Raw genomic sequence first — 23,465 nt, forward strand, 5'->3', positions numbered from 1 at the left:
ACACTTCGGGCATCTTAAATTTAGGTAATCTGTTATGGCACTTAAAGCCACTATCTATAAGGCCCAGTTCAACGTTGCTGATCTGGACCGCCATGTCTATCTGGACAAATCCCATACCCTTGCCTGTCATCCGTCAGAGACCGTTCAAAGGCTGATGCTTCGCCTTATGGCATGGGGTTTAAATGCTGATGAAGAGCTGAACTTTACTAAAGGACTGTGTGATACCGATGAGCCGGATCTTTGGATCAAAAATCTGAATGACGAAATTGAGCTTTGGATTGAGCTTGGTTTGCCAGATGAAAAACGCCTGAAGAAGGCGGCACACCGTTCTAAGAAAGTGATTATTTTCGCTTATGGTGATAATGCAGCACCGATCTGGTGGCAGCAGAACAAGAGTAAGGTTACTCAATACGGCAATATCTCAGTGGTGTACATTAATGATGCAACCCTTGCAGAGCTGGAAGCCATTGCCGAGCGTACTATGCAGCTTCAGTTAACTATTGAGGGTGAGCAGGGTTGGTTGAGCTCTGGTGAAGTCAGCTGTAACATCGTGCCTGAGTGGTGGCACCGTTAATCGTTGCTGATTGGTCGTTTCTTGTGAAATTGTCCCAATATACCTCTTAAAGAATGGCTGCTTCGCTTCTAGCGGCAGCCATTTTTGTTTTCACCGATAAATGAATAAGGAAATTCTATGACCCCAAAAGTACATGCTATGGCTCAACGGATCTGGAATTACCATCTACTCAATAATCCTTTAGAAAAATGTGACTGCATCTTTGTCCTTTGCAGTAATGATGTCCGTGTTGCTGAGTATGCTGCGCGAGTATATTTGGAGGGTTATGCGCCTTACATTGTTTTTTCTGGTGGTGAGGGGGAGCTGACAAAAGGAATGTTCCCGGCGTCAGAAGCTGAACATTTTGCCGCTATTGCTGCTGATATGGGTGTATCAGAAGAGAAAATTCTGGTCGAGCCTCGATCCAGTAATACCGGTGAAAATGTTATTTTTACCCGTTCACTGCTTGCTAACAGGGGGCTGGAACCACAGCGTTTGATGCTGGTTCAAAAGCCGTTTATGGAAAGAAGATCGTATGCCACGTTTATGAAACAGTGGCCAGGGAAAGAGCTTGTTGTTACTTCACCCCCGCTGTCTTTTGATGAATATCCTAATGAGCAGTTAACTTACAGTGATGTAATTAACGTAATGGTTGGCGATCTTCAAAGGCTTAGGACTTACCCTGACAAGGGCTTTTCTGCTCATCAGGATATTCCGGAAGATGTTTGGGAAGCGTTTGAATCATTGGTAGAGCTTGGCTTTACCGAGCATTTGATTTCAGCCTGATTATTTTGAATTTATCAAAACACCGGGCTCTGTTTCAGTGGCCGATGCATCTGTTATTGCCGTGTTGTTTATCGTGTCACCATCTTCCTAATTTCTTCTGCCTTTTCTCCATCACTGAGATCTGATGGTGGTGGGATGAGGATGCCTTTTTTGCATGCGGGCCTTTCTGCTATTTCATTTATCCAGCGCTGAAGGTGAGGTAAACCTTCAATATCAATTCCACTCCATTCATAGATTCGTACCCACGGCCAGGTGGCGATATCTGCTATGGTGTATTCATCTCCGGCCAGATAGGCGCTGTGAGCGAGCTGAGTGTCCATAACTTCAAACAGTCGCCGACCTTCATGTTGATAGCGTTCAATAGCTGCCGGGATTTTCTCCGGAAAGTAGCGGTAAAAGACATTGGCTTGTCCCATCATTGGCCCGACACCTCCCATTTGGAACATCAGCCATTGAATAACTCTAGAGCGCTTCTTTGGTTCAAGTGGCAGGAACTCGCTGGTTTTTTCAGCCAGATAGAGCAGTATTGCGCCGGACTCGAATACCGTGAAGTTATCGTTATCAGTATCAATAATGGCTGGTATCCGTCCGTTAGGATTAATAGCAAGAAAAGCGGGCTGCTTCTGATCATTTGCCATTAAATCTAACGCATGAACCCGGTATTCAAGTTCCATTTCTTCTAATGCGATAGAGATTTTATGTCCGTTAGGTGTGGCAGCAGTATAAAGCTCGATCATGGCTGTCTCCGTTTATCCTTTGACAGATGGGCGTTCTAAGATTTGTTGGTACCACTCACGCAGGTTAGGTAAGCTGTCGTCCGGCTCGATTTCCAGATTCTTCATAAATTCGCATAACACAACCGTTGTAATGTCGGCGACGCTGAAATGTTCTCCGGCAACGAAAGGGGATACGGCTAACTGGTTATCAATAGTCGGCAGAAATTCAATTAATCTTTGGCGAGATTCATCCCCCCATGCCGAGATACATTTTTCTCTGTCCTGATAGATGCCGGTAATATTGCGAAACGCCTGCATGGCAACTAGCAGCCCTTTTAACTCCACGAGTCGTTGCCACATTTCAATTGTTGCTTTCTCTAGTGGGGTATTGCCAAAAAGGGAATGATCAGAGGGATAAGCCTCATCAAAATAACGGCAGATTGCGATTGATTCACAGATGGTCGTGCCGTCGTCCAGCTCTAATACAGGTATCTGAGCGTTCAGACTTTTTGCCCTGAACTCATCACTCAGGTTTTCGCCGCCAAGAATATCTACGTGGACACGCTCTACATCAATGCCATTTTCGGCCAGAAAAATACTGACGCGACGTGCACTCGGTGCCGGACCAAGTTCATAGATTTTCATGTTTCCACCGTTAGTTACTCAGAACCTGATTAAAACTTATGCAGTAAAGGAGTGGTGAGTCAAGGTGAAGCGGGAGAATACCGATGGTGTATTGATTGAATGAGAAAACAGGCTCTTGGTTGAGAGCCTGCTGAAAAGATTAATGATTGGAGCTTAATTATCTGAAGCGTTCAGTCCCTGTTGCCAGAATGCGACTTCCATTCTGGTGGCTGTTTTGAATATTTCACACAAACGCTGACCGCGACGACTGTTTAAAGGAATTTCTTCCAGCATCAGATCCAGCCGCTCAATGGTTTCTTTGGCTCCCGACTGGAATTCATCACCACTATATAGCTCAATCCAGCTTCTGTAAGGATTGGTTTCAATCGTGGTTTCGCTCCATTCGGTCAGCCATTGTCCGATCACAGCGTAGCCGATTGCACAAGGTGCGAGTGCGGTGAAAAGATCCGTTCGGTCTCCGGCCATTCCTGTATCGAGAACATAGCGGGTGTATGAAACAGTACCGAAATCTTCCGGCTCACCTTCCATATCGGACTCTGTAAGCCCCCACTTTGCGCAGTATTCAATGTGGTGGCTCATTTCGGAATTAAGTAGCGCATTAAGGCTTGGCAGCGGTTCTCGCATTTCAGCCAGAGAGTTTGATTTGAAAACAGCCAGGGCATAAGCGCGGGCATAATGTTTCAGGAACAGAAAGTCTTGTTTAAGGTAATGCAGGTATGCGCTTTCACTAAGTTCACCTTTACCAAGTTGGTGGACAAAAGTGTGTCGGGTGTAGTCTTGCCAGTCTTGTTTGCAGGCATTGATTAAATCTTGATGATCCATTGTCTTTCCTTGATGCTGAATTAGTAAGTCAGAACGTAATCTTGGGCTTTTGGTAGTTTATTGATGATTTTGTGTTGCTTCATAAATGCGGCATAGTCGTCATAACGTTTGAGTTCTACAGCGCCCGGACGGAGTGCAAAACGTGTCAGAGTGTCTTCCCATGCCTGACGGTTTAGGTCGTTATTCAGGGTATCCGGTGCGTAGGCAATGAACTCTAGCCATGCTTTTTCCGGGTGGTTGATCAGGTAAACAGTTGCCTTTTCAATGGCAGTGTTGAATTTTTCGATTGTTTCAGGGTTGTAGTTGTTCGGGTTGGCAACAACTATCAGTTCGTCATAAGGCGGAACACCGTGCTCTTCCGGGTAGAAAGCGGTTGCTTTGTAGCCTTCAAGTTCAAGTTGGTTCAGTTCAAAGTTACGCAAGCCGCCCCAGATAGCATCGACTTTTCCAGAAGCCAGTGATGAAGACAATGCCCAGCCGACATTAATGATTTTCACTTTGTCCATGCTGACATGTGCTGAACGCAGCATGGTGCCGATAGTCGCTTCTTCGTTTCCAACAATGGCGATACCGATGTTTTTTCCTTCCAGGTCAGCCAGTGATTTAATGCTGGACTTATCAAGAACGATCAGTGAGTTAAGTGGTCCGGAAATTAGTGTGGCTGAACGAACCAATGGAAGACCGGCGGCGGCCCCCGAAATTAGCGTGCTCTGGTAAGAAACGGCCAGGTCGGTTTTTCCTGCTGCGACCAGTTTGTCCGGAATACTCGGATCGGCTGGTTCCTGGATCTCGACTTCCAACCCCTGTTCGGTAAACCAGCCTTTTTCTTGGGCAAGGATGATTGGACCGTGATTCGGGTTCACAAACCAGTCCAGCATCAGGCTGAGTTTTTCTGCCGCGGCGTTAAATGAGGCGACGGAAAGGGATAAGGCTGCGATGCTGTGAAGTAACTGTTTTTTCATTAAAGATTCCTTTATGAAGTGATTATTGTTGTGTGGTTTATTGTTGTGTGTGCGATTAAGCTTATTTTTCCTGCCATGGAATCGCTTTCTTAAGCAGTCTGTCGGCAATGAAATAGAGGCTGACTGAAAACAGTGCCAGGATAAAAAGGGCGGCGAACATTTCGTCCACAAACATCCGGGCATTGGCCTGTAACATCAGATAACCGAGGCCTTCGCTGGAGCCGACCCACTCACCGATTACGGCACCGATAGGTGCGACAACAACGGCGACTCGAATGCCGGAAGCTAGGGCGGGTAGCGCAGCAGGCAAGCGGATGTGTCGCAGAAGTTGCCAGCGAGTCGCTCCCATGGTTTTTGCCAGATCCAGATAACCGCTCGGTGTTTGACGTAATCCGTCATAACAACAGGTTGTGACCGGGAAGAAGATGATCAGTGCTGCCATCACAATTTTTGATGCTATTCCGTAACTAAGCCAGAGCATCAGGATAGGGGCAATAGCAAAAACGGGGATTGCCTGACTGGCTATTAAAATCGGTAATAGCCAGCGACGAAGCGGCGCAAATAACAACATTTGCAGGGCGAAAAATAGTCCCAGAATTAACCCTAGCGCTAGCCCTAAAATGATTTCAGAACCGGTTACGAGCGTGTGGTGCCAGAGAATATCGTAGCGGTCAATGATCTTGCTGAAGACAGCAAGTGGCCCCGGCAAAATAAACGGAGGAAGTTCCAGTAAGCTGACAAGGCCTTGCCACAAGCCCAGAACGCCCGACAAGCTCAATACGGCTCGTTTGCCTGACGCTGATATACGTTTGGTGAACTCTGCTGAAGGCTGGTTTGAAAAGACGGAAGGTGTTGGTTTCGCTGCTTTTGATGTCAGCGATGCTGAGATAGGAAGATCAGACATAATCTTTCTCCAGTAGCTCAATGATGGTTTGCTGATGATGAGCTGTTTCAGCATCAAACTGCCTTGGAGGCATTGTCTGCGGCACTTGCAGCTTGGTTAACTGCGCTGGCTTTCCGGACATGATGTAAATCTTATGTCCCAGCCGTAAGGCTTCTTGCGGATCGTGAGTGATCAGCAGAACGCTACGTTCCTTGAGTAGTTGCGCAGAAAGGTTCTGAAGCTTATAGCGTGTAACAGCATCAAGAGCTGAGAAGGGTTCATCCATTAGCACCAGCGGTTTGTCTTGCATCAGTGTTCGGGCAAGTGCAACTCGCTGGCGCATTCCCCCTGAAAGCTGGTGCGGCATTGCTGATGCGTATTGTGCGAGGCCGACAGCTTTAAGCAAATCATGTGCTTTTTTTATCTCTGGCTGATTATTAGATGTATTGGTGGAGGCTCCGAGGCGAAGGCCGAGGCAGACGTTATCAATAACAGACAGCCATGGCAGCAGAAGATCCTGCTGCGCCATGTAAGCAATACGCCCTGACAACGGCAGGCAATCTGACGTAATCAGTTCGCCATTCCAAGTGACTTGCTCATCCATCAGCTCAGCAAGAAAACGGAGCAGGGTAGTTTTTCCGCAGCCACTTTTGCCCAGAAGACAAGTCCACTGGTTTGATGGCTGCGACAGATTTAGCTGGGAAAACAGTTCCTGCTCTGCATCGTTAAAAGCCAGAGATACGTTTTTCAGGCGCACGGAAACGCCAGGCTCAGTCAGAGCCTGTTGATTAGTATTCATTGTAGTTACCCGGTTTTAGCGGTTATTCAGCTTTAAAATGCCCGGCAAAGAAATGGTGAACCGGTCCGTGACCTGAGCCTATTTCAAGATCGCTGGCATGAATAATGGCTTGAGTAATATAAGTCTTGGCATTCTTTACTGCTTCGGTCAGTTCATGCCCTTGAGCCAAGTAAGAGGCGGTTGCGGATGAAAGGGTGCAGCCTGTACCGTGGGTATTTTGTGTATTGATTCGAGGGGTACTGAGACGAATAACATCATCTGCAAGTATTAACAGATCTGTGCTGTTTTCATCTTGTTCAAGATGTCCGCCTTTCAGCAGAACCGAACGGGAACCAAGCTCGCGTAATGCGGTGATCATCGCATTCATTTCCTGCTCAGTCTTTGGTAACTCTGCACCAGTCAGTGCTGTCGCTTCTGGCAGGTTAGGGGTAATGACATCCGCCATTGGTAGCAGTTCAGTTTTCAGGGTGGAAATGGCTTCTTCTTGCAAAAGGAGATCGCCGCTGGTGGCAACCATCACAGGATCAACAACCAGAAACTGAGGCTTGTACTCATGTAGCTTTGCCGCAACCGAGCGGATGATGTTTGCGTCACTGAGCATGCCAACTTTTACCGCTTTTACGTCAAGGTCACAGAAGACGGCATCAAGCTGTTGTTCTACAAACGAAGGGTCGACAGGATAAATACCGGATACTCCAAGCGTGTTTTGTGCTGTAAGCGCAGTGATAACTGAGCAGGCATAGCCACCGGTTGCGGAAATAGCTTTGATATCGGCCTGAATGCCGGCACCACCACCGCTGTCAGAGCCGGCAATAGATAAAGTGATAGGTGTTTTAGATGGAACTGCCATAGCGACTACCCTTATGTGTAGTGCGCAGGGTAGCAGGTATCGCTGACAAGGTGTCGGATCACTGGTGATACAGTGGTTGGCATCTGAGAGGATACGTTTGCTAGTTCCCTACGCCATTATTAAATGGATCAGGTTCAACGGGTCCCACCGAAGTGGTCTCAGCCATAGGCTCCCCGACTAACATACAGATTATATTCTGTTCAATTAACAGCACTTTAGGCTGCTATTGTTGTTGCGCTATTTTAACCATGTTTAATGTCATTGAGCAATACAGGTAAGATCTTTCGCTCAAACTTTAATTAATATTTGAGACTTTTCTCATTTGTTAGGAATTACTTTTGAGATTCTAGTTCGTAAGGTAAGTGCATTAATTGATGATGGTTATTTTTTATAGTGAATCTTTTTATTAATAGTTTGGTAACGTAGTGGGTTTAAGATGAGCTGTTAGCATAGCTAAGGATTTTACTTTAGGGCGGATAAAGAAAAAGGCGCTTAATGCGCCTTTTTTTCTGCTTGTTTTGAGACAAGTCAGCGATTACATCTTACGGCAGTATTCCGCGATGATAACCATGTTTGTACCAGCTGCTTTACCAGAGATATGCAGCGGGTTGTTAGTCAGGCGAATACCGCGAACAGCTGTACCCTGCTTGATTACTAGGCTTGAACCTTTAACTGGAAGATCTTTGATGATAGTTACGTTGTCACCGCTTTGTAGCGGAGTACCGTTCACGTCAACAGTTTTAACTGAATCAAGTTCTTCAAGAGCGATGCCTTTCTCAGCCCACTCAATAGTCTCTTCTTCCATGTACATCATGTCCAGCAGATCCTGAGCCCATGTTTCAGAAGACAGACGCTTAAGCATACGGTAAGCCATTACCTGTACAGCCGGAACCTGGCTCCACATGCTGTCGTTCAGGCAACGCCAGTGTGTTTGATCCATTGCTTCCGGATCTTCGATTTGAGTACGGCAAGTGTTACACACCATTACACAGCTACCAGCAGTTGTGTCAGGAGACGCTGGTACTTCAAATACGCTCAGGTTGTCTTCAGAAGAACAAAGCTCACATTTTGCGCCAGAGCGCTCTTTAACGATATTTTCGATACTCATAAGGAAGTGTCCGTAGATTTATTGTTGGCAATATTATGCACACCAATAGACGATAAGGGAAGAATTCAGGCTAGAGATCACAATTATTCATCACACATATGTGGTTTTTAGTATAGTAAATGACCATTTTTAGGCTCTTGACCAGTATTTTCTTTCAGATAAGTAAAAGGCTGACTCTTAAACATTGAATAGTATAAGTCTGTGTTTTGGTACTGAAATAATGCTCTGATAATGTGCAACTCGTGTCGTTTATTCTTGTGTGTTGGAGTTATTTTTCCTTAGATAATGTGGACTAATAATCGATTTTTAGTGAGTTTGGAACATTGTGAAATAAAAGCTAAAGTAAACATTGCCTTGTCAATTATTATTAAACATAGGGACTATGATGAAAAAGGCTATTTATTTTTTATCTGTGCTGGCGTTAGCAGGTTGTAATGAGGATGATATTAAAGATTTAGCAGAGGGGAATACTAAGGTATTTGCTGTAACCGGTGCTAACGTACAGAGTAAAATGGGGACAATCGACCCGGGTTATTATGATATCAAAACTATAACTGAAGGTATGAGCAGCACCCCGGACAAAATACCGGTAGGAGCGAAGTCGACGCTGGAAAATTTAGGTATTGATGTTGAGAGAGAAAGTTGCGGAAAGATCGATATTACGCCGCCTTTGTGCTTCGAAGAGGGGAATTCTGATAGCTGCCTACCTTCTGAAATTAATATGTTGGGACTGGCTGTTTACACTATTGATTTGGATAAAGTAAAAACCGCTTCAGAGAACGGTTTTTATCCGACATTAGCAACTGATCTTGGTGGGCTATACGTTGATATCAGTTATCAGGAAGTCAGTTGCGACTACTTGAAGAGTTTATAAATAATTGTCTAATGACATCATAATTAAGAGCTGACTTATTATTACTGAGTCGGTTCTTTTTGTGAATAAACACTAAAACAGTATTTGTTTTTTGTAAGTCCTTGTGAAAATAAAATTAAGTTGTTCGCAATATCTTCCTTTCCATTATTCAGATTAAATTCTGAATGGTAGTTTAAATACCATATTTGTGCCGAAGGGGAGTGTTAAATGAAGTTAAAACAGCTGTTGGTTGCCGTTATCTTTCCGATGTTGATGCCTATTGCTTCTGCTAATGATGTTGTTCCGTTTGTTGTTGGTGGTGAGCCTATTCAGCCGCCGTCTTCAGAAAATTGGATGGTTTCTTTAAGGTTGACACCAAAACAAAATATGCATTTTTGTGGTGGCTCGATTATCGATGCCCATTGGGTATTAACGGCAGCGCACTGTGTAGTTCATTCGCGTGATTCCGGATATTTTGTCTTACAGCCTAATCAGCTAAATGTCATGGCCGGAACGTGGGATAACTCAGTTACTGACTTTGAAAATTTATATTCAGTTACCCATGTTGTTGTTCATCCTGACTACTCGCCTGATGCGACAATTCAACAACAGACGGTTCCGGGCGATAGTACAACCGTCGAGCTGAAATCAATAGCTTTAGATAATGATGTAGCTTTAATTCGTGTTGAACGTGCTTTTACTAATACTAACGCTGCATCTATTAAACTGGCAACGCCGGAAGTGGCTGATGAGATAGATAATCGCTTAGGTAATGAATGGCAAGAGCACCATAGGCCTGAAAATACAACAGTATTTGGATGGGGGGCTATAGATACTGCTGCGCAAGTTTCCACTAGTCAATTATTATCGACTTCTCTGTCTTATATTCCAATGCCAGATTGCTTTAAGCGTTTGGAGCTTGGTAGCGAGATAAATGAAATTATCGACAGTCCGGTTAATAGAACTAAGATCTGCACATTGCCGCCTAAAATTATCGCCCCAGAAGGAAGCAGTTTAGTGTACGGGCCTGATTCCTGTAAAGGTGATAGTGGTGGACCGTTAACAGCACAAAATAACAATGGCGAATGGGTACAGATTGGGATTGTCAGTGGTGGCCCAGTTGGTGAGTTAGTGTGTGGTTCTTTAACACGACCGAGCTTTTATTCCCGTGTTGGTACTTATTTCAACTGGATTGAATCTTACAAAGACACCATACCGGTTAGTACAGTGATAGAACCCAATATTATTAGGGAAAGTCGGGCGAATAGATGTAGACCCGGAGTGGATGGAATCGCGCATACAAATTGCAACATGGTTGAGGGGAATGGTGGTTCCGCTTCATGGGGCGGATTATTCCTTTTATCTTTTTTCGGTTTTCTCCGTTGTAAACAGTTAAAATAAACGAGTTGTTGCTCTTAACAAATACCACCGCAATTGTGATGGTATTTGTGTAATGACTTCATCTTTATCTTTTGAGTCTCGGGTAGTTGCGTCAGGCTAATAAAGCGATTATTCACGTTTGAAAGTTATGATTTCGCTTTGTTCGCCAAGGTTAATCTTTGTTAGTGCCGGTTGAGTTTTTGCTATAACGTGCCCATTTCGTATTGAGTATCGAACAGGCACCTGGCGGCGAATTGCGTCGAAGCCATTATTGGCAGGAAGAATAATTAAATTACCCGGTTTGCCGACTTCGATACCGTAATCTGGCTCAAGACACATCGCTTTCGCTGAATTCTTACTAATCAAATCAAGTGACTGATTTATCTGCTCATACCCCATGATTTGGCAGACATGCAGGCCCATATGAAGAACCTGCATCATATTGCCGGTTCCCAGCGGGTACCATGGGTCAAACACATCGTCATGGCCAAAGCAGACGTTAATATTTGCAGCCAACATTTCTTTTACACGCGTGATTCCACGGCGTTTCGGGTAGTCATCAAATCGTCCTTGAAGGTGAATATTAACCAAAGGGTTTGCAACAAAGCTAATACCGGAGAGTTTAAGTAACCTGAACAGGCGGGATGTATATGCGCCATTGTATGAGTGCATTGCGGTGGTATGACTGGCAGTGACTTTGCTCCCCATATCGTATTTGTGGGCAAGAGCTGCAAGAGTTTCAATGAAGCGTGATTGTTCATCGTCGATTTCGTCACAATGAACATCAATTAGACGGTTATATTTTCTTGCCAAATCAAAGATAAAGTGAAGTGACTCAATACCGTATTCGCGGGTGAATTCGAAGTGGGGGATTGCACCGATTACATCTGCTCCCAGCTTAACAGCTTCCACCAGCAGTTCCTTACCATTTGGATAGGAGAGAATTCCTTCCTGCGGGAAAGCAACAATTTGTATGTTGATGTGATCTTTCATTTTCTCTTTCACTTCAAGCATCGCTTTCAGTGCGGTTAAGTCAGGATCTGATACATCAATATGGGTTCGGACATGTTGGATACCGTTGGCGATCTGCCATTTCAGAGTTTGGCTGGCACGCGTTTTTACATCATCTTTTGTAAGCTGAGCCTTGCGTTCGGTCCATCGTTCTATCCCTTCAAATAAAGTGCCGCTTATGTTCCAACTTGGTTCTCCGGCTGTTTGGGTTGTGTCTAAATGAATGTGGGGTTCACAGAAGGGAGGGAGAGCAATGCCACCTTCACCGTCAAGGACTTGGCCAGTGAATTTGTGGATATCACTGTCAGGAGCGACATACTTGATGATGCCATCTTCAATCAGGATTTTTTGACGTCCTTGTTGGCCCGTAAGTGAAATATTCCTGATCAGGAGGCTGCCTTTGTCCATATTCATGTCCTTATTCTAATTGTCTGGCTTTTGTCAGAAGCCATCTTTCATTGATTGATAAAGAAAGCTGAGACCTCTCTATTAAACCTTTAAATATTAACAGGTTAAAGTTATTTTTACGCCAAGAGGGAATATGCACCGTATACCACTTTGTGTAGAAGGAATTTTCTCTCAAAAAAACGTTAATTAATCTTAATTTTTCCTCATATTTGTCGCTTGAATAATGTGAAGCTGGTCTTATTGATAGAGATCGTAGTAAGCTTCGTTTTCCAGGACTCTGTGCACATTGTCATACATGGATGTAAATCGCATGGCAGGCAACTTTGGACAATAAGAATCAAAGGTAAAACTCATTCATGTTTTTAAAGAATCTCTCAATCGGCAAAAAGATTGCCGTGGCCTTTTCGGCTATCGCGGTGCTTAACTTAGGCTTTGGTATATTTCTTGTCAGTGAGTTAGGCAAAATCAAGGCCGAACTTCTTAACTTCACCGATGATACGCTGCCTGCCGTGCACAATGTTGACGGCATTCGAGACAAGATGTCGTACTGGCGTCGAACTCAGTTTGCCCTGCTGGCTCTGGAAGATGTCAACGAAGTTAAGCAAACCGTTCAGCGTAACGAAGGTATCCGTCATGATATTCAGTCTGGTCTGGAAGCATATGGCAAAACTGTATGGCCGGGTGAAGAAGAGCAGACATTCAAACGCCTGATGGGCAACTGGAATACCTATGTGGCAAACATGGGTACTTTTAATAGCGCAATGTTGGTGATGGACAAAGAAACTGCACACCCAATCTTGAAGCAGTCACTGCAGCGCTTTGAGTCTATTGAATCCGACATCAATAAGCTAATTGATATCTTGCAGGGTGCAATGGGCGATAACCGAAACTCTATTCTTAGCTCAATTAATGGATTGAATAACACATTTATTACCAGCAGTGTCGTTGTTTTGCTATTGATGGTTGCAATGACGGTATTTCTAACACGCATTATTTGCGGTCCGCTGAAACTTGTTGTTGATCAGTCTAATGAGATTGCTGAAGGGAATCTGGCAAAGAACCTTGATCGTGATGCAATTGGTAATGATGAACTAGGTGTTTTGGCAGATGCATCTATTAAGATGCAAAATAACCTACGCCAGCTAATTGAAGAAATCATTTCAGCAGTAACCCAGCTGAGTAGCGCGGTTGAAGAGATGACTCAGATCTCTGACATGTCTGCACAGGGTATGAAAGAGCAGCAACTGCAAATCACTCAGGTTGCGACAGCAATGACTGAAATGAAGGCGGCTGTAGGTGATGTTGCAAGCAACACAGAAGACACTGCCAGCCAGGCAATGACGGCGAATAGTCAAGCCCAGGAAGGTGCTCGTGATAACGAGATGATGGTTGGCTCGATTCAGGATGTTGCACAGGTTATTGATCAGACTGGTGAAACTGTTTCTGAGTTGGAGCAGCAGTCTAAGCAGATTAATGTTGTGGTAGATGTTATCCGTGACATTGCTGAGCAGACAAACTTGCTTGCGCTTAATGCTGCGATTGAAGCTGCGCGTGCTGGTGAGTCTGGTCGTGGATTTGCGGTTGTAGCGGATGAGGTACGCACTCTTGCAGGACGTACACAGGATTCAACTGGTGAGATCACTTCTATTATTGAAAAGCTTCAGGTAATGGCAAAGCAGGCAAAAGATGCAACTGATCGTTCGCGTGCCAGCATTGAAACGTGTGTGGAGCAGGGCACTCATTCACAAGACATCATGTTGTCGATTGAAAAATCAATCGCTCAGATTGCTGATATGGGCGCACAAATTGCCAGCGCATGTAGCCAGCAGGACTCAGTTGCTGATGATCTGAGTCGTAACGTGGAAAATATTCACGTTGCTTCACAGGAAGTTGCGCAAGGTTCTGAGCAAACAGCTCAGGCATGTCGTGAATTGAGCCAGCTATCTATAACTCTTCAGGATGCAATGAACCGCTTCAAGCTTCAATAAGCCTTTCTTGTTATATCTCCGGGAGTGCAGTTATCGCTCCCGGAGACTTTATCCACATCCTATCGCAACAAATTGCGTTCAAACAAGACCTCTCAATTCGTTGTTGTAGCGAAATGTCCCCCAAACAGTTAAAGCTGTATAAAAAAAGAACTTCTCATATCTTTCTGCTCTATTAAACGTATTTTACGGATAACTGCTTGGTGTGTTATTGCTCAATAAGGGTTCAGGTTAGGCGAAAAAATGGGCAAAAAATGGAGTGGGGATAAGTTCTTTATCCACAAAAGCTGTGAATAACTCTGTGGGAAATGCCAGAAGCCTAATAACCATGCTGGTTTCGATAAAGTCAATACCTGAAGCAGTGAAAAACTAATGTAATCTCAGTAGGATTGACCTAGTTCAAGACGGTTAAAAGAGCAAAAAAATAACGCTACGATTTCGTAATAACCAATGTATTTATTGCAGAGTGAATGGTTATTTATGATAATGCGAATGGTTTTTATTATGGTGTTGTGGTTTCGTGTCAAAATTTCTGATCGTTGATGATGATGTTTATCTGTGTGCACTGTTGAAGGAGGTGCTGACGGAAGAAGGCTATGAGGTACATTGCGAGCACTGTGGTGAAAGTGGCCTTACTTATCTGCAGAGTAATGCTGTTGATCTGGTGTTGCTAGACGTGATGTTACCTAATATTGATGGATTACAGGTTGCGCGGCGTATTTGTCAGCGTTTTGCTACACCTATTCTTATGTTGACTGCGCTCGGTGATGAACCATCAATGCTGGAGGGTTTGCAGGCAGGCGCTGACCATTACCTGGCTAAGCCTTTTCGTGTGCCGGAATTGCTGGCAAGAATTACCGTAATATTGCGCAGAGTTGGCCTTGAGCGTCAGCGACAGAGTATTAGTCAGTATCAGACATCATTGAATGAGCAAATATCCCGCTTGCCACTAACCGGAACAGAGTCTGAGTTGCTTGAATATCTAATTAACAATAACGGTGTGGTGGTGTCCAAAGCTGAGCTTCAAAAAGAAGTATTAAAGAAAGAGTTGAGTCCTTTTGATCGCAATCTCGATATGCATGTAAGTAACATACGTCGCAAGATGGTACAGTTGGGTTTATCTAAGCAACATATCAAAACGGTTCGCGGGAAAGGATATAGCTTTGTCGAAAGGGTATAAGTGAAAAGTGGAAGAATTTAAATGAAAAAGTGGCGCCATGAAAGGCACCACTTTTTTCAGTCTTACTTACTGTATGAACTAGCGATGTTATCAATACGCTGGTTCGCACGCATAGCTTCCTGGTACGCTGCGTCAGCGGCTGCACGTGAATCATTAACCGCGCCGGCCATTTGATCTTGCTGACTTTGCAGAGCTCCAACCTGATCAGAAAGCATATCTACTTTGTTGGTCAGTTGTTGCAGTTGCTCTGCTTGTTCTGAGCTTGAACAGCCCATTAGTGTCGCACTTAGAATAATTCCGGTAAGGATAGATAATGAACGGTTCATTTTTCTTTCTTCTCCTTTGTTTGCCACTACAGACCGAGTGTTAGAAATTGTCAGTCGGCAGAATTAGTATGGCATATGTTGCTCAAATTTCTTCTAAATTCACTTATCTACTTGGAAAAACAACTCTCAAAATCGAGAAATAGGGTGGAGTCGGGCATAAATACTCGGCTCTAGCTCGTGGGCTCATCAAGAATACGTTCGATGGTTTCAACCAAAATGGCCGGATTTAACGTATGCTGAACCTTTTCAACCAGAGTTCCGTCCGGTTTCAGGAAGTAAAAATAGGAGCTGTGATCAACGGCATATTCAAGTGAGGAATTTTCCAGTTCAGTTCTTTGGTAAAGCACGCCATATCGCTGTGTCAGTGCTTTAGTCTGTTTGGTTGTCCCTGTCATACCATCAATGTTTTTATGGAAAAAATGCGCATATTGAGCACTTTTTTCCGGTGTATCACGGTCAGGATCTAATGTAATAAAAATAGGCCAGAGTCTGGCCAATTGTTCATGCTCAATAGTCTTGAGAGCGGCAGACAAAACCGCCAGCGATGTCGGGCAGACATCAGGGCAATGGGTATAACCAAAGTAAATTACACGGAGTCGGGAATCGTCAGTATTGTAAATATCGACAGTTTGCAGGCCATTTTCCAGGACATTGGCTGCAACAGTTGGTGTTGCAGCGCTATTGTTATTAGAGTCAACAATGATTCGGGTGACAGTGCCTGCTGTTAGTGCCAGTGCTAATACAATCCATTGAAATTTCACTTTGTCATCCTTACTGAAATGTAAACGGGCTTAATGCCTTTGATGTTAGTGACGGGCGCGATACTGCCTTTCCATGTCATTGCTTTAGAAGTACAGAATGGAAGCAGCAGTTTCCCTGAGAATTTACCATCGCCACCTGATAATTGTAGATGATACTCGCCCATCATCATTTCATGTCCTTTAAGGCTGAGGAGAAGGTTGTCTGTGTTATCAGGTAATTCTGGCCAGCTAACATTTATCCCAGTTTCTACCATCGGGTGGACTATATCCTGGCCGAGTTGGATGGTAATTTTGTCCTGATGACAACCTTGTGTAGTTAACGGGCAGTATTTTTCCAAGGAGGTATCAGTTTTGTTGGGCTGCGTGATAAATCCTGTGAGCTGATAAGCGGCGAATCCCAAAACAAGCACAAGAAGGGTATTGATGATTAAGGTTCTCAGTGATTGCAGAGACATTAGCTAACCCCTGTTTGTTATGGTTTTGTAATCATAACATTGTTGTCAGAAAATCAATCAATTAGCAAAAAGAAGTGAGAAGGAGAGGGATGTTCGGAGAATGCCTTGCCCCAAATATCTCAGGGCAAGGAATAAGGTTTTTATTTATCAGCTAGTTTTTCAAGTCCCCAGACAAGGGCAATACCCATGATCATTGCAGCGATGGCATAGGCCAGCAATGCAGGTTGACCTGTTACTTGTTCGAATGTAAGTGGAGACAGGTTTCGCTCCAGTAGTGGTACCTGTTCACCGCTTGAGTTGATGCGCCATGTCAGAGTCTCTTTCCACGGCCAGATTTTAGTCAGAGTTCCAAGCATTAGGCCGGTCAGAAAAGTAAGTGCGATATCGCGGTAGTTACGAAGTACCCATGAAAGCAGGTGAGAGAACGTCAGAAGACCAATCACACAGCCGGTAGCAAATGTGCCCAGCGTAATAATGTCGACAGATTTAGCTGCGGCCAGAATCGGGCTATACATCCCCAGAAGAAGCAAGATAAAGCTGCCAGAGATGCCCGGCAGGATCATGGCGCAAATGGCTATTGAACCGGCAACCAGGATATTAAATGTAGTCGGTTCAAGGTTCAGTGGGTGAAGCACAGTGATTCCGTACGCGAAAAAAGCGCCGGCCAGGACAGATACAAACCGATTAATTTTCCACTGTTTCACTTGTTTAAACATGTGATTTACGGAAACGATGATCAATCCAAAGAAGAAGGACCATAGAGGGATCGGGTTGTTATGCAACATCCAAGTGATAAAGCGAGCCAAAGTAAAGATACTGGTCAGAATACCGGACAGTAATAGGATCAGGAATGTACCGTTAACATGATTAAAGGCGGCTTTCAGTCCGTCTTTTTTAATGATCCCAATCAGGCTTGGATTTACGCGACGGATACTTTCTAGCAGTTTATCGTAGATTCCGGTAATGAAAGCAATGGTTCCGCCTGAAACGCCGGGAACAACGTCAGCGGCACCCATTGCCATGCCTTTCAGAAAGGTAAAAACTCTACTCATGGTTTCCCGTGTACTTCAAAGATGAATGTCAGATTTGGGCAGCATTATAACTTGTCGAAGTGAAAAAAGTGTATTGCTTGCTGATTTGTAGCCGAATATAGCATCAAATCAGCAATTTATATCATTGTTATTAGTTACTTATTGTTTCTGCCCGCCTGGAGGAAACCTGAAGAGTTGATTGCTGTTTTATATCTGGTTCTACCTTTTTTTGACTTAAAGCTTCATACCATTGAGCGTCTGTTTATGAAAGGTATGGGGACACCCGGATAGTAATGAAGTACAGGATGATCAGATTTGCCCTCGTTGGAGGTGCCGGTTTTATTGTTGATGTGATGGCTTTGGCATTGTTTTCATCTATTGTGCCTTTTGTGTTTGCTCGCGCAGGTTCTTTTTGGATTGCGGCTACGTCAAATTGGTGGTGTAACCGGGTTTTTACGTTCAGAGATGCTGAAAAAAGAACCCCCGTGATGCAGTGGCTGAAGTTTCTCCTCTGTGTCTGTTTCAGTTTCTTGCCTAACTGGGGATGTTATTGGATGTTGTTGGAGTGGTTTGAGCCAACCATGATTGAAAACATAACAGGCCAGAATGTTGCGCTATTCTGGCCCTATGTAGCCATGATCCCCGGTATTCTTCTCGGGATGCTGACTAATTTTATTCTGTCTGAGCTTTGGGTGTTTCGTCTGGCTGAAGCATGATTTCAGCGGTGCATCCACCGAACTCATTGTTTTTATGGCTGAGCTGCCAGCCATATTTCCGGCAAATATCACTGGCGATCAGCAGCCCCAGTCCATAACCCTCAACGCCTCTTGGCTTTGAGTCCAGGCCGATTCCAGTATCGATAACCTGAATGGATTCTGGCTTTACTTTAATTATTACGTTGCCTTCTTCTGTGCAGGCGAAAGCATTTTTTATTAGGTTGCCTAACAGAATTTTGAATGTAGTTTCAGGGGCTTTGACCAGAGCTTGCCCTGATAATTCCACCTCCCATTTAACCTGCTTTCCTTCAAGTAGGTGACTATGCTCAGCGGCGATAGCATTTAGTTCATCCACCGTCAGCTTGCGTGAAGTAAGCGTCCTGATGTCCTCTTCTTTAGTTAAAGAAAGCAAGGTAGAGATGAAATCGTTCATTTCATTGGTTGCATGCAACAGGCGCTGCCGCTGTTTTTCGATGAATGCCGGGTTATCTGACTGACCAAGTAAAGAGATGGCTCCTTTCATAACCATAAGTGGAGTACGCAATTCATGGCTTGCATAGCGGTTAAATGAGCGTTCACGCTCAATCAGATTTTGAATCCGTTCAGAATAATTGTTAAAACTTTCAACTAGTTGAATAAGTTCCTTGGTAAGAATGCCATTGGGGGGCGTGATTGGAGATAGGTTGTTTACAGATCTGTTTTCAAGTTCATCGGCCAGTTGTGATAACGGGCTGTTCAGGCGATCAGCTACTCTTCTTACGACAACCAGACTTATGATGATCAGGACTACCGAAATAAGTAAATGCTGTGCTTGGGTCCGGATGATCTGTTCTTCACTTGATTCATAAATATCATCGAAGTAGAGAAAATAAACGATCTCTGTTTTATTTCCTATCTTCATGATTGTTTCCATAAGGAAGTATTCCGTGTCATCGATTGACTGTCTTTTCAACTCGATCACTTTATCGATTTTCAGAACAGGTGGGATTTTCAGGTGAGTCGGGAGCAGTTTTTTATCTCGGTACGCATGGACAAAAGGAGGGATAGCCAAATCCTGAATATCGTTATCATTAAAGACTTCTTGAGCAATGCTTTTAGCATGGTTGATGCGATTATTGGCATTGAGTTGTTCAAAGTCCTCCAGAGTGGCGTCGAGTAAAGTAAAATGAATGGTAATGATGGCGAAAGCAACAATCGAAAAATAGGTAAAGGTTAGTTGCTTTGCGCTTTTAAATGTTTTGCCTTTGATGTTTTTATCTTTGCTCACTTATCTTCCTCGGCAATAAGCTGGTAGCCAACTTTGGGAATAGTCTTGATATAGGAATGCTTAAACGGTTTGTCTATCTGGTTTCTTAACTGATAGATATGGCTGCGTAATACATTGCCTTCAGGCTCATCATCTCCCCACAAGGCTGAAATGATCTCTTCTTTAGGAACGACTTTGGGCGCTCTCATCATCATTAGTTTGAGAATGGTAAACAGAGTGGGGTTGAGGGAGAAACAGCAATCATCGCGACTGACGGTATGTTCATTTAAATTCAGCTTCAGTTTGTCAAACGTTAAAACAGTGTTTGCTGTATTACCATGGCGTCTGCGGGTCAGTGCTTTGATTCTTGCCTCAAGAATTTCAAGGTCAAACGGCTTTACCAGATAATCGTCCGCCCCTTGAGAGAAACCTTCCAACGTATCTTCCCGAGTATCACGTGCTGTTAGCATCAGAATAGGGATATCAACGCCATGTTCCCTTAGTTTCTGGCATACTGTGAAGCCATCCATTCGCGGCAGCATCACATCAAGAATAATGAGGTCGTAAAAGTTATCACAGCCCAGTTCATAACCGTGTTGGCCATTGTTGGCGTAATCAAGTGTATATCCTTTCATCTCAAAGAAATCAAAGATGATGCCGGCAATATCCTGATGATCTTCAACAAGGAGTAGTTTCATAGCAGTTCTGGCTGTAATCAAACAAAAATTTAGTCACATGATGGCACATTTGGGCGTGAAAAAAATGTCAATGACCTTTTTGCGATACCGTTTTAATAGGATTGTTCACTGGAATGATAAGCGTTCCTCGGGATATTTTTATTGAAACGAAAAGTTATACTTTTTCCGGCCAGGTTCAGCCTGAGCCGGATGTCTGCTCAAAACTAACATTATTATTCATAAGATATTTTGTGTTTTTTACCAGTTGATTGATAACCAATAAATTTTCGTTCGAGCAAAATGGTGTATGTAAGGGAATAAAATATGCTCAATAAAAGTTGTTTTACTTTGCGAAAGTGTGCATCGGACAACAAATACAGTACGGATGCTGGATTAAATTATCTAATGACTTGACGATGTGCTGAATAGCTGTGAAAGTATATGGATATTCAACCTTGCGTATATTGACGTGTGATTCGACACGTCCGTCACAGGGAAAAGAATACAAATTCAAAATTAACCCATATAAAAGTAAGTGATTATCGCTGCGGAATTATTTTCAAAGGATGATAAGCCCATGATACCTAGAGACGCGACACTACGTGTTGTCAGACCTACCGACAATCTTCATCAAATAACATCTATGTACAGCAAAGCGCTGGGTTTTGAAATGCTCAAGCAGTTCAAAGACCGAGATGGCTTCGATGGCGTTGTTTTGGGCCATCAGAAACATGCATATCACCTGGAATTTATTCATCAGCATGGTAAAACAGTCGGGAAAGCTTCAACTCAGGATAATTTGTTGGTGTTTTATATTGATTGCAGCCGTGTATGGGAACGTGCATGCCGTAATATGATTGATGCTGGTTTTGAAGTTGTTGAGTCTAATAACCCTTATTGGGAAAATGTTGGTAAAACATTTGAAGACGTTGATGGCTATCGATTGGTGCTGCAGAATATGGATTGGGATCGCTAGTCGAAACTGCCACTAATGACCGAAATATAAAGCTCAGGTTATTCCTGAGCTTTTTTGTATGTGTTGTGTTTATAGCTAACGTATTAATCGTTAAATACGTTTAGCCATGCTGTCATAGGCGGACTTAAACATCAGCGTAAATCCGTCTTGCGATAATTCTTTGGCTGTCATTTTGGCGGCTCTCAGACGCCGATAACATTCACCTAAAGCAGCAATGACTGTATCAAGTTCTTTAGTGTTAAGGTTTTTAGTATTCATATTGCCCACTTCCTGATTATTGCCAGAAACAGTGACTAATACATGTCAGATATTCAGAAGCTTCATTGCAGTTATGACGATACCGATGTCATTATGAATGTAAACTGAACAGCATGTGATTAGGTTTTGTCCATGTTTTCTTGATGGCAACAGGTTATTGATTTTCAAAAAGTGCTTTGTCAGTTAACTGTAAAAATGTTAGCTAATTTGCTGTTTTGTAAAAGGATGAGAGAACTGTTACCGGGCTGTGGTTATAATACAGCCCGGTTTGATGAATACAGGTTATATAGTGGGTGTTTTGAGGCTGTCAATTAACCTATGGCTGCTGGGCGGCCTAGTATCTTTTATCTATCTCCATCAACTTATGAAGGAACTCTTGGATCTGTGCTTCGTTATTATTGTGAAAGTCAGCGGTAGTTTGATTGATGATCCCTTCGGGGTCTTCATTAGCCGTATGGAAGTGATAAGTATTATGGAAATTGATGTCTAAGCTGACATTATTATCGGCAAGATTAACATAATAACCGTCAGGGTTTTCTGTACATGTCACATCTTCCAGCTTCATTCCGTTAGTAGTTGGTACACCCTGAGTTTTGATTTTTTCATAAACACTCAGTACTGTGCGAATATCTACACTATTTTTCATCTCTACCTCCACCCATTTCAAAGTGATGAGTCATTAAATCCCTTCATAATTAAATTTAGGCTTTGCATAGGTAGCTGCAAGCAAAGTTGCTGAAATGTTAATGCCGATCAATATTTCTATCTGATATAGCTCTCATTTTTGATGAAAAAAAGCAGTACTGGTGTTGATATTTTTGTTTATCTAAGCGTGATTTTTTGGAAAGTAAGTGATAGCTTGAAGTTATGAAGTAAGGCTAAATGGAATTAATTCGATGTTTAAGCAGTTAACTGAAGCACCACAAGACCCGATTTTATCTTTATCGATCGCTTACAGAGACGATCCTCGTACCGAGAAAATGGACTTAGGAATCGGTGTATATAAAAACAGTGACGGCGTAACACCGATCATGAAGGCCGTTCATCTGGCGGAACAACAGATTTTAGATAGTTCAACTACCAAGTCTTATGTCGGACTTGCCGGCAATGAAGCCTTTAATCAGTCAATGATGGATTTGTTGTTGATCGGAACTTCAGCTCACAGCCGAGCTGCCGCTGTTCAGACTCCGGGAGCTAGTGGGGCGCTTCGTATGCTGGCCGATCTTATTTATTTGGCACAGCCTGAAACGACGGTATGGATTTCTGATCCCAGTTATGTGAATCATAAGCCGGTAATGGAAGCCGCCGGACTGAAAGTGAAGTATTACCCATACTTTGATCGTGTGACTAAACAGGTCAATAGTGAAGCAATGCTTCATGCTTTGGAAGAAGCAGGTCCGAAAGATGTTGTTTTGCTTCATGGTTGCTGCCATAACCCAACAGGTGCAGATATCTCGTTTTCTGACTGGCAGGCGATCACTGAGTTGGCAAATAAAAACGGTTTCATGCCATTTGTCGATATTGCTTATCAGGGCTTTGGTGATGGTTTAGAGCAAGATGCAGCTGGTTTGCAGCATATGGCTGATAATGTTGAAGAAATGGTTATTGCGACTTCTTGTTCAAAAAACTTTGGCTTATACCGCGAGCGTACCGGTGCCGCAATAGTGGTTGGAGATAGCCTGAGGCAAGCCCAGAAAGCGAGAGGACGAATTCTTACTCTTGCTCGTTCTACTTATACGATGCCACCGGATCATGGTGCTGCTTTGGTGGCGACAATTCTGGCCGACGACGCGCTAACACAAAGTTGGAAGAAAGAGCTTAATGAAATGAATCAGCGTCTTTTGACTTTACGCTCTGGCTTGGTCAAAGCAGTAAGAGCTCAGGGTTCAGATGGTTTTGATTTTATTGAGCACCATAAAGGAATGTTCTCGGTGACAGGGTTGAGCCCGAAGCAGGTAGCTCGCTTACGTGATGAGTGCGGTATTTATGCGGTGGGGGATGGACGAATCAACATTGCCGCCCTGCAAGAGCAGCAAATGGATTACTTGGCAAAGGCACTGATCGCTGTATCAAATTGA

The 23,465-nt window shown here is 43.6% G+C and carries 26 protein-coding genes and 1 riboswitch; of the genes, 9 read left to right on the top strand and 17 right to left on the bottom strand.

Features of this window, described 5'->3' with window-relative positions; all coding sequences use genetic code 11:
* Window positions 1-34: 34 nt before the first annotated feature.
* Together C942_RS10300 and C942_RS10305 are read left to right on the top strand one after the other, a co-directional pair.
* Window positions 35-574, top strand: coding sequence for a YaeQ family protein (locus C942_RS10300; protein ID WP_007465393.1), 540 nt, complete (start codon window positions 35-37; stop codon window positions 572-574).
* Window positions 575-691: 117 nt separating this feature from the next.
* The gene (locus C942_RS10305; protein WP_007465395.1) at window positions 692-1,339 is read left to right on the top strand and encodes a YdcF family protein; all 648 of its coding nucleotides are present in this window, start codon (window positions 692-694) and stop codon (window positions 1,337-1,339) included.
* A gap of 68 nt (window positions 1,340-1,407) precedes the next feature.
* On the opposite strand, the gene C942_RS10310 is transcribed toward C942_RS10305, so the two are convergent.
* The 8 genes from C942_RS10310 to C942_RS10345 all read right to left on the bottom strand — a co-directional run bounded on the left by C942_RS10310 (window position 1,408) and on the right by C942_RS10345 (window position 8,124).
* Window positions 1,408-2,076 (bottom strand): glutathione S-transferase family protein, encoded by a 669-nt coding sequence (locus tag C942_RS10310; RefSeq protein WP_007465397.1) that lies wholly within the window; start codon window positions 2,074-2,076, stop codon window positions 1,408-1,410.
* Window positions 2,077-2,088: 12 nt separating this feature from the next.
* Window positions 2,089-2,700, bottom strand: a complete 612-nt coding sequence (locus C942_RS10315; protein ID WP_007465400.1) for a glutathione S-transferase — start codon at window positions 2,698-2,700, stop codon at window positions 2,089-2,091.
* A gap of 153 nt (window positions 2,701-2,853) precedes the next feature.
* Entirely contained in the window at window positions 2,854-3,522 is a 669-nt protein-coding gene (gene tenA, locus C942_RS10320) for a thiaminase II (RefSeq protein ID WP_007465402.1), read from the bottom strand.
* A 20-nt stretch (window positions 3,523-3,542) separates the two neighbouring features.
* Window positions 3,543-4,484 (bottom strand): ABC transporter substrate-binding protein, encoded by a 942-nt coding sequence (locus C942_RS10325; RefSeq protein WP_007465404.1) that lies wholly within the window; start codon window positions 4,482-4,484, stop codon window positions 3,543-3,545.
* 61 nt (window positions 4,485-4,545) lie between these two features.
* The gene (locus tag C942_RS10330; protein ID WP_007465405.1) at window positions 4,546-5,388 is read right to left on the bottom strand and encodes an ABC transporter permease; all 843 of its coding nucleotides are present in this window, start codon (window positions 5,386-5,388) and stop codon (window positions 4,546-4,548) included.
* Window positions 5,381-6,166 (bottom strand): ABC transporter ATP-binding protein, encoded by a 786-nt coding sequence (locus tag C942_RS10335; RefSeq protein ID WP_007465408.1) that lies wholly within the window; start codon window positions 6,164-6,166, stop codon window positions 5,381-5,383. The genes C942_RS10330 and C942_RS10335 overlap by 8 nt, the downstream gene beginning before the upstream one ends.
* 22 nt (window positions 6,167-6,188) lie before the next feature.
* Window positions 6,189-7,016: a bifunctional hydroxymethylpyrimidine kinase/phosphomethylpyrimidine kinase gene (gene thiD / locus C942_RS10340; RefSeq protein ID WP_007465410.1), complete on the bottom strand. Its 828-nt coding sequence runs from the start codon at window positions 7,014-7,016 to the stop codon at window positions 6,189-6,191.
* Between the two features lie 88 nt (window positions 7,017-7,104).
* A riboswitch (TPP riboswitch) is annotated at window positions 7,105-7,202 on the bottom strand.
* Window positions 7,203-7,551: 349 nt separating this feature from the next.
* On the bottom strand, window positions 7,552-8,124 hold the full coding sequence (locus C942_RS10345) for a PhnA domain-containing protein (protein ID WP_007465412.1): 573 nt from the start codon (window positions 8,122-8,124) through the stop codon (window positions 7,552-7,554).
* Between the two features lie 382 nt (window positions 8,125-8,506).
* Here C942_RS10345 and C942_RS10350 point away from each other — a divergent pair, with 382 nt between their 5' ends.
* The gene (locus C942_RS10350) at window positions 8,507-8,998 is read left to right on the top strand and encodes a hypothetical protein (protein ID WP_232428164.1); all 492 of its coding nucleotides are present in this window, start codon (window positions 8,507-8,509) and stop codon (window positions 8,996-8,998) included.
* Window positions 8,999-9,205: 207 nt separating this feature from the next.
* Entirely contained in the window at window positions 9,206-10,378 is a 1,173-nt protein-coding gene (locus C942_RS10355) for a S1 family peptidase (RefSeq protein ID WP_007465416.1), read from the top strand.
* A gap of 108 nt (window positions 10,379-10,486) precedes the next feature.
* Here C942_RS10355 and C942_RS10360 read toward each other — a convergent pair whose 3' ends face one another.
* Window positions 10,487-11,776 carry a cytosine deaminase gene (locus C942_RS10360; RefSeq protein WP_007465418.1) on the bottom strand — a complete coding sequence of 430 codons (1,290 nt, stop codon included), beginning with the start codon at window positions 11,774-11,776 and terminating at the stop codon, window positions 10,487-10,489.
* Between the two features lie 356 nt (window positions 11,777-12,132).
* On the opposite strand from C942_RS10360, the gene C942_RS10365 reads away from it, so the two are divergent.
* Together C942_RS10365 and C942_RS10370 are read left to right on the top strand one after the other, a co-directional pair.
* Window positions 12,133-13,764, top strand: coding sequence for a methyl-accepting chemotaxis protein (locus C942_RS10365; protein ID WP_007465420.1), 1,632 nt, complete (start codon window positions 12,133-12,135; stop codon window positions 13,762-13,764).
* Between the two features lie 517 nt (window positions 13,765-14,281).
* Complete coding sequence (locus C942_RS10370; RefSeq protein ID WP_007465421.1) at window positions 14,282-14,941, top strand: response regulator transcription factor; 660 nt, start codon at window positions 14,282-14,284, stop codon at window positions 14,939-14,941.
* A 62-nt stretch (window positions 14,942-15,003) separates the two neighbouring features.
* On the opposite strand, the gene C942_RS10375 is transcribed toward C942_RS10370, so the two are convergent.
* The 4 genes from C942_RS10375 to C942_RS10390 form a co-directional block, all read right to left on the bottom strand.
* On the bottom strand, window positions 15,004-15,267 hold the full coding sequence (locus tag C942_RS10375; protein WP_007465423.1) for an Lpp/OprI family alanine-zipper lipoprotein: 264 nt from the start codon (window positions 15,265-15,267) through the stop codon (window positions 15,004-15,006).
* A gap of 170 nt (window positions 15,268-15,437) precedes the next feature.
* Entirely contained in the window at window positions 15,438-16,028 is a 591-nt protein-coding gene (locus C942_RS10380) for an SCO family protein (protein ID WP_007465425.1), read from the bottom strand.
* The gene (locus C942_RS10385; RefSeq protein ID WP_036799600.1) at window positions 16,025-16,483 is read right to left on the bottom strand and encodes a hypothetical protein; all 459 of its coding nucleotides are present in this window, start codon (window positions 16,481-16,483) and stop codon (window positions 16,025-16,027) included. Before C942_RS10385 ends, C942_RS10380 begins: the two co-directional genes overlap by 4 nt.
* A gap of 140 nt (window positions 16,484-16,623) precedes the next feature.
* The gene (locus C942_RS10390) at window positions 16,624-17,535 is read right to left on the bottom strand and encodes a DUF368 domain-containing protein (RefSeq protein WP_036799603.1); all 912 of its coding nucleotides are present in this window, start codon (window positions 17,533-17,535) and stop codon (window positions 16,624-16,626) included.
* Between the two features lie 284 nt (window positions 17,536-17,819).
* On the opposite strand from C942_RS10390, the gene C942_RS10395 reads away from it, so the two are divergent.
* On the top strand, window positions 17,820-18,230 hold the full coding sequence (locus tag C942_RS10395; RefSeq protein ID WP_051035788.1) for a GtrA family protein: 411 nt from the start codon (window positions 17,820-17,822) through the stop codon (window positions 18,228-18,230).
* Here the strand turns inward: C942_RS10395 and C942_RS10400 are convergent.
* Complete coding sequence (locus C942_RS10400) at window positions 18,187-19,497, bottom strand: sensor histidine kinase (protein WP_007465434.1); 1,311 nt, start codon at window positions 19,495-19,497, stop codon at window positions 18,187-18,189. The genes C942_RS10395 and C942_RS10400 overlap by 44 nt on opposite strands.
* Entirely contained in the window at window positions 19,494-20,174 is a 681-nt protein-coding gene (locus C942_RS10405) for a response regulator transcription factor (protein WP_007465437.1), read from the bottom strand. The genes C942_RS10400 and C942_RS10405 overlap by 4 nt, the downstream gene beginning before the upstream one ends.
* 556 nt (window positions 20,175-20,730) lie before the next feature.
* Between C942_RS10405 and C942_RS10410 the strand changes: the two genes are divergently transcribed.
* Complete coding sequence (locus tag C942_RS10410) at window positions 20,731-21,129, top strand: VOC family protein (protein ID WP_036799608.1); 399 nt, start codon at window positions 20,731-20,733, stop codon at window positions 21,127-21,129.
* Window positions 21,130-21,219: 90 nt separating this feature from the next.
* Here the strand turns inward: C942_RS10410 and C942_RS25330 are convergent, their stop codons facing one another.
* Both C942_RS25330 and C942_RS10415 read right to left on the bottom strand, forming a co-directional pair.
* A complete protein-coding gene (locus C942_RS25330; RefSeq protein WP_007465441.1) occupies window positions 21,220-21,387 on the bottom strand; it encodes a hypothetical protein in 168 nt (55 codons plus the stop codon).
* 334 nt (window positions 21,388-21,721) lie between these two features.
* On the bottom strand, window positions 21,722-22,033 hold the full coding sequence (locus C942_RS10415) for a DUF3081 family protein (protein WP_007465443.1): 312 nt from the start codon (window positions 22,031-22,033) through the stop codon (window positions 21,722-21,724).
* A gap of 250 nt (window positions 22,034-22,283) precedes the next feature.
* On the opposite strand from C942_RS10415, the gene C942_RS10420 reads away from it, so the two are divergent.
* On the top strand, window positions 22,284-23,465 hold the full coding sequence (locus C942_RS10420; RefSeq protein WP_007465445.1) for an amino acid aminotransferase: 1,182 nt from the start codon (window positions 22,284-22,286) through the stop codon (window positions 23,463-23,465).

Origin of the sequence: Photobacterium marinum, from assembly GCF_000331515.1 — a bacterium.
GTDB classification, from domain to species: domain Bacteria; phylum Pseudomonadota; class Gammaproteobacteria; order Enterobacterales; family Vibrionaceae; genus Photobacterium; species Photobacterium marinum.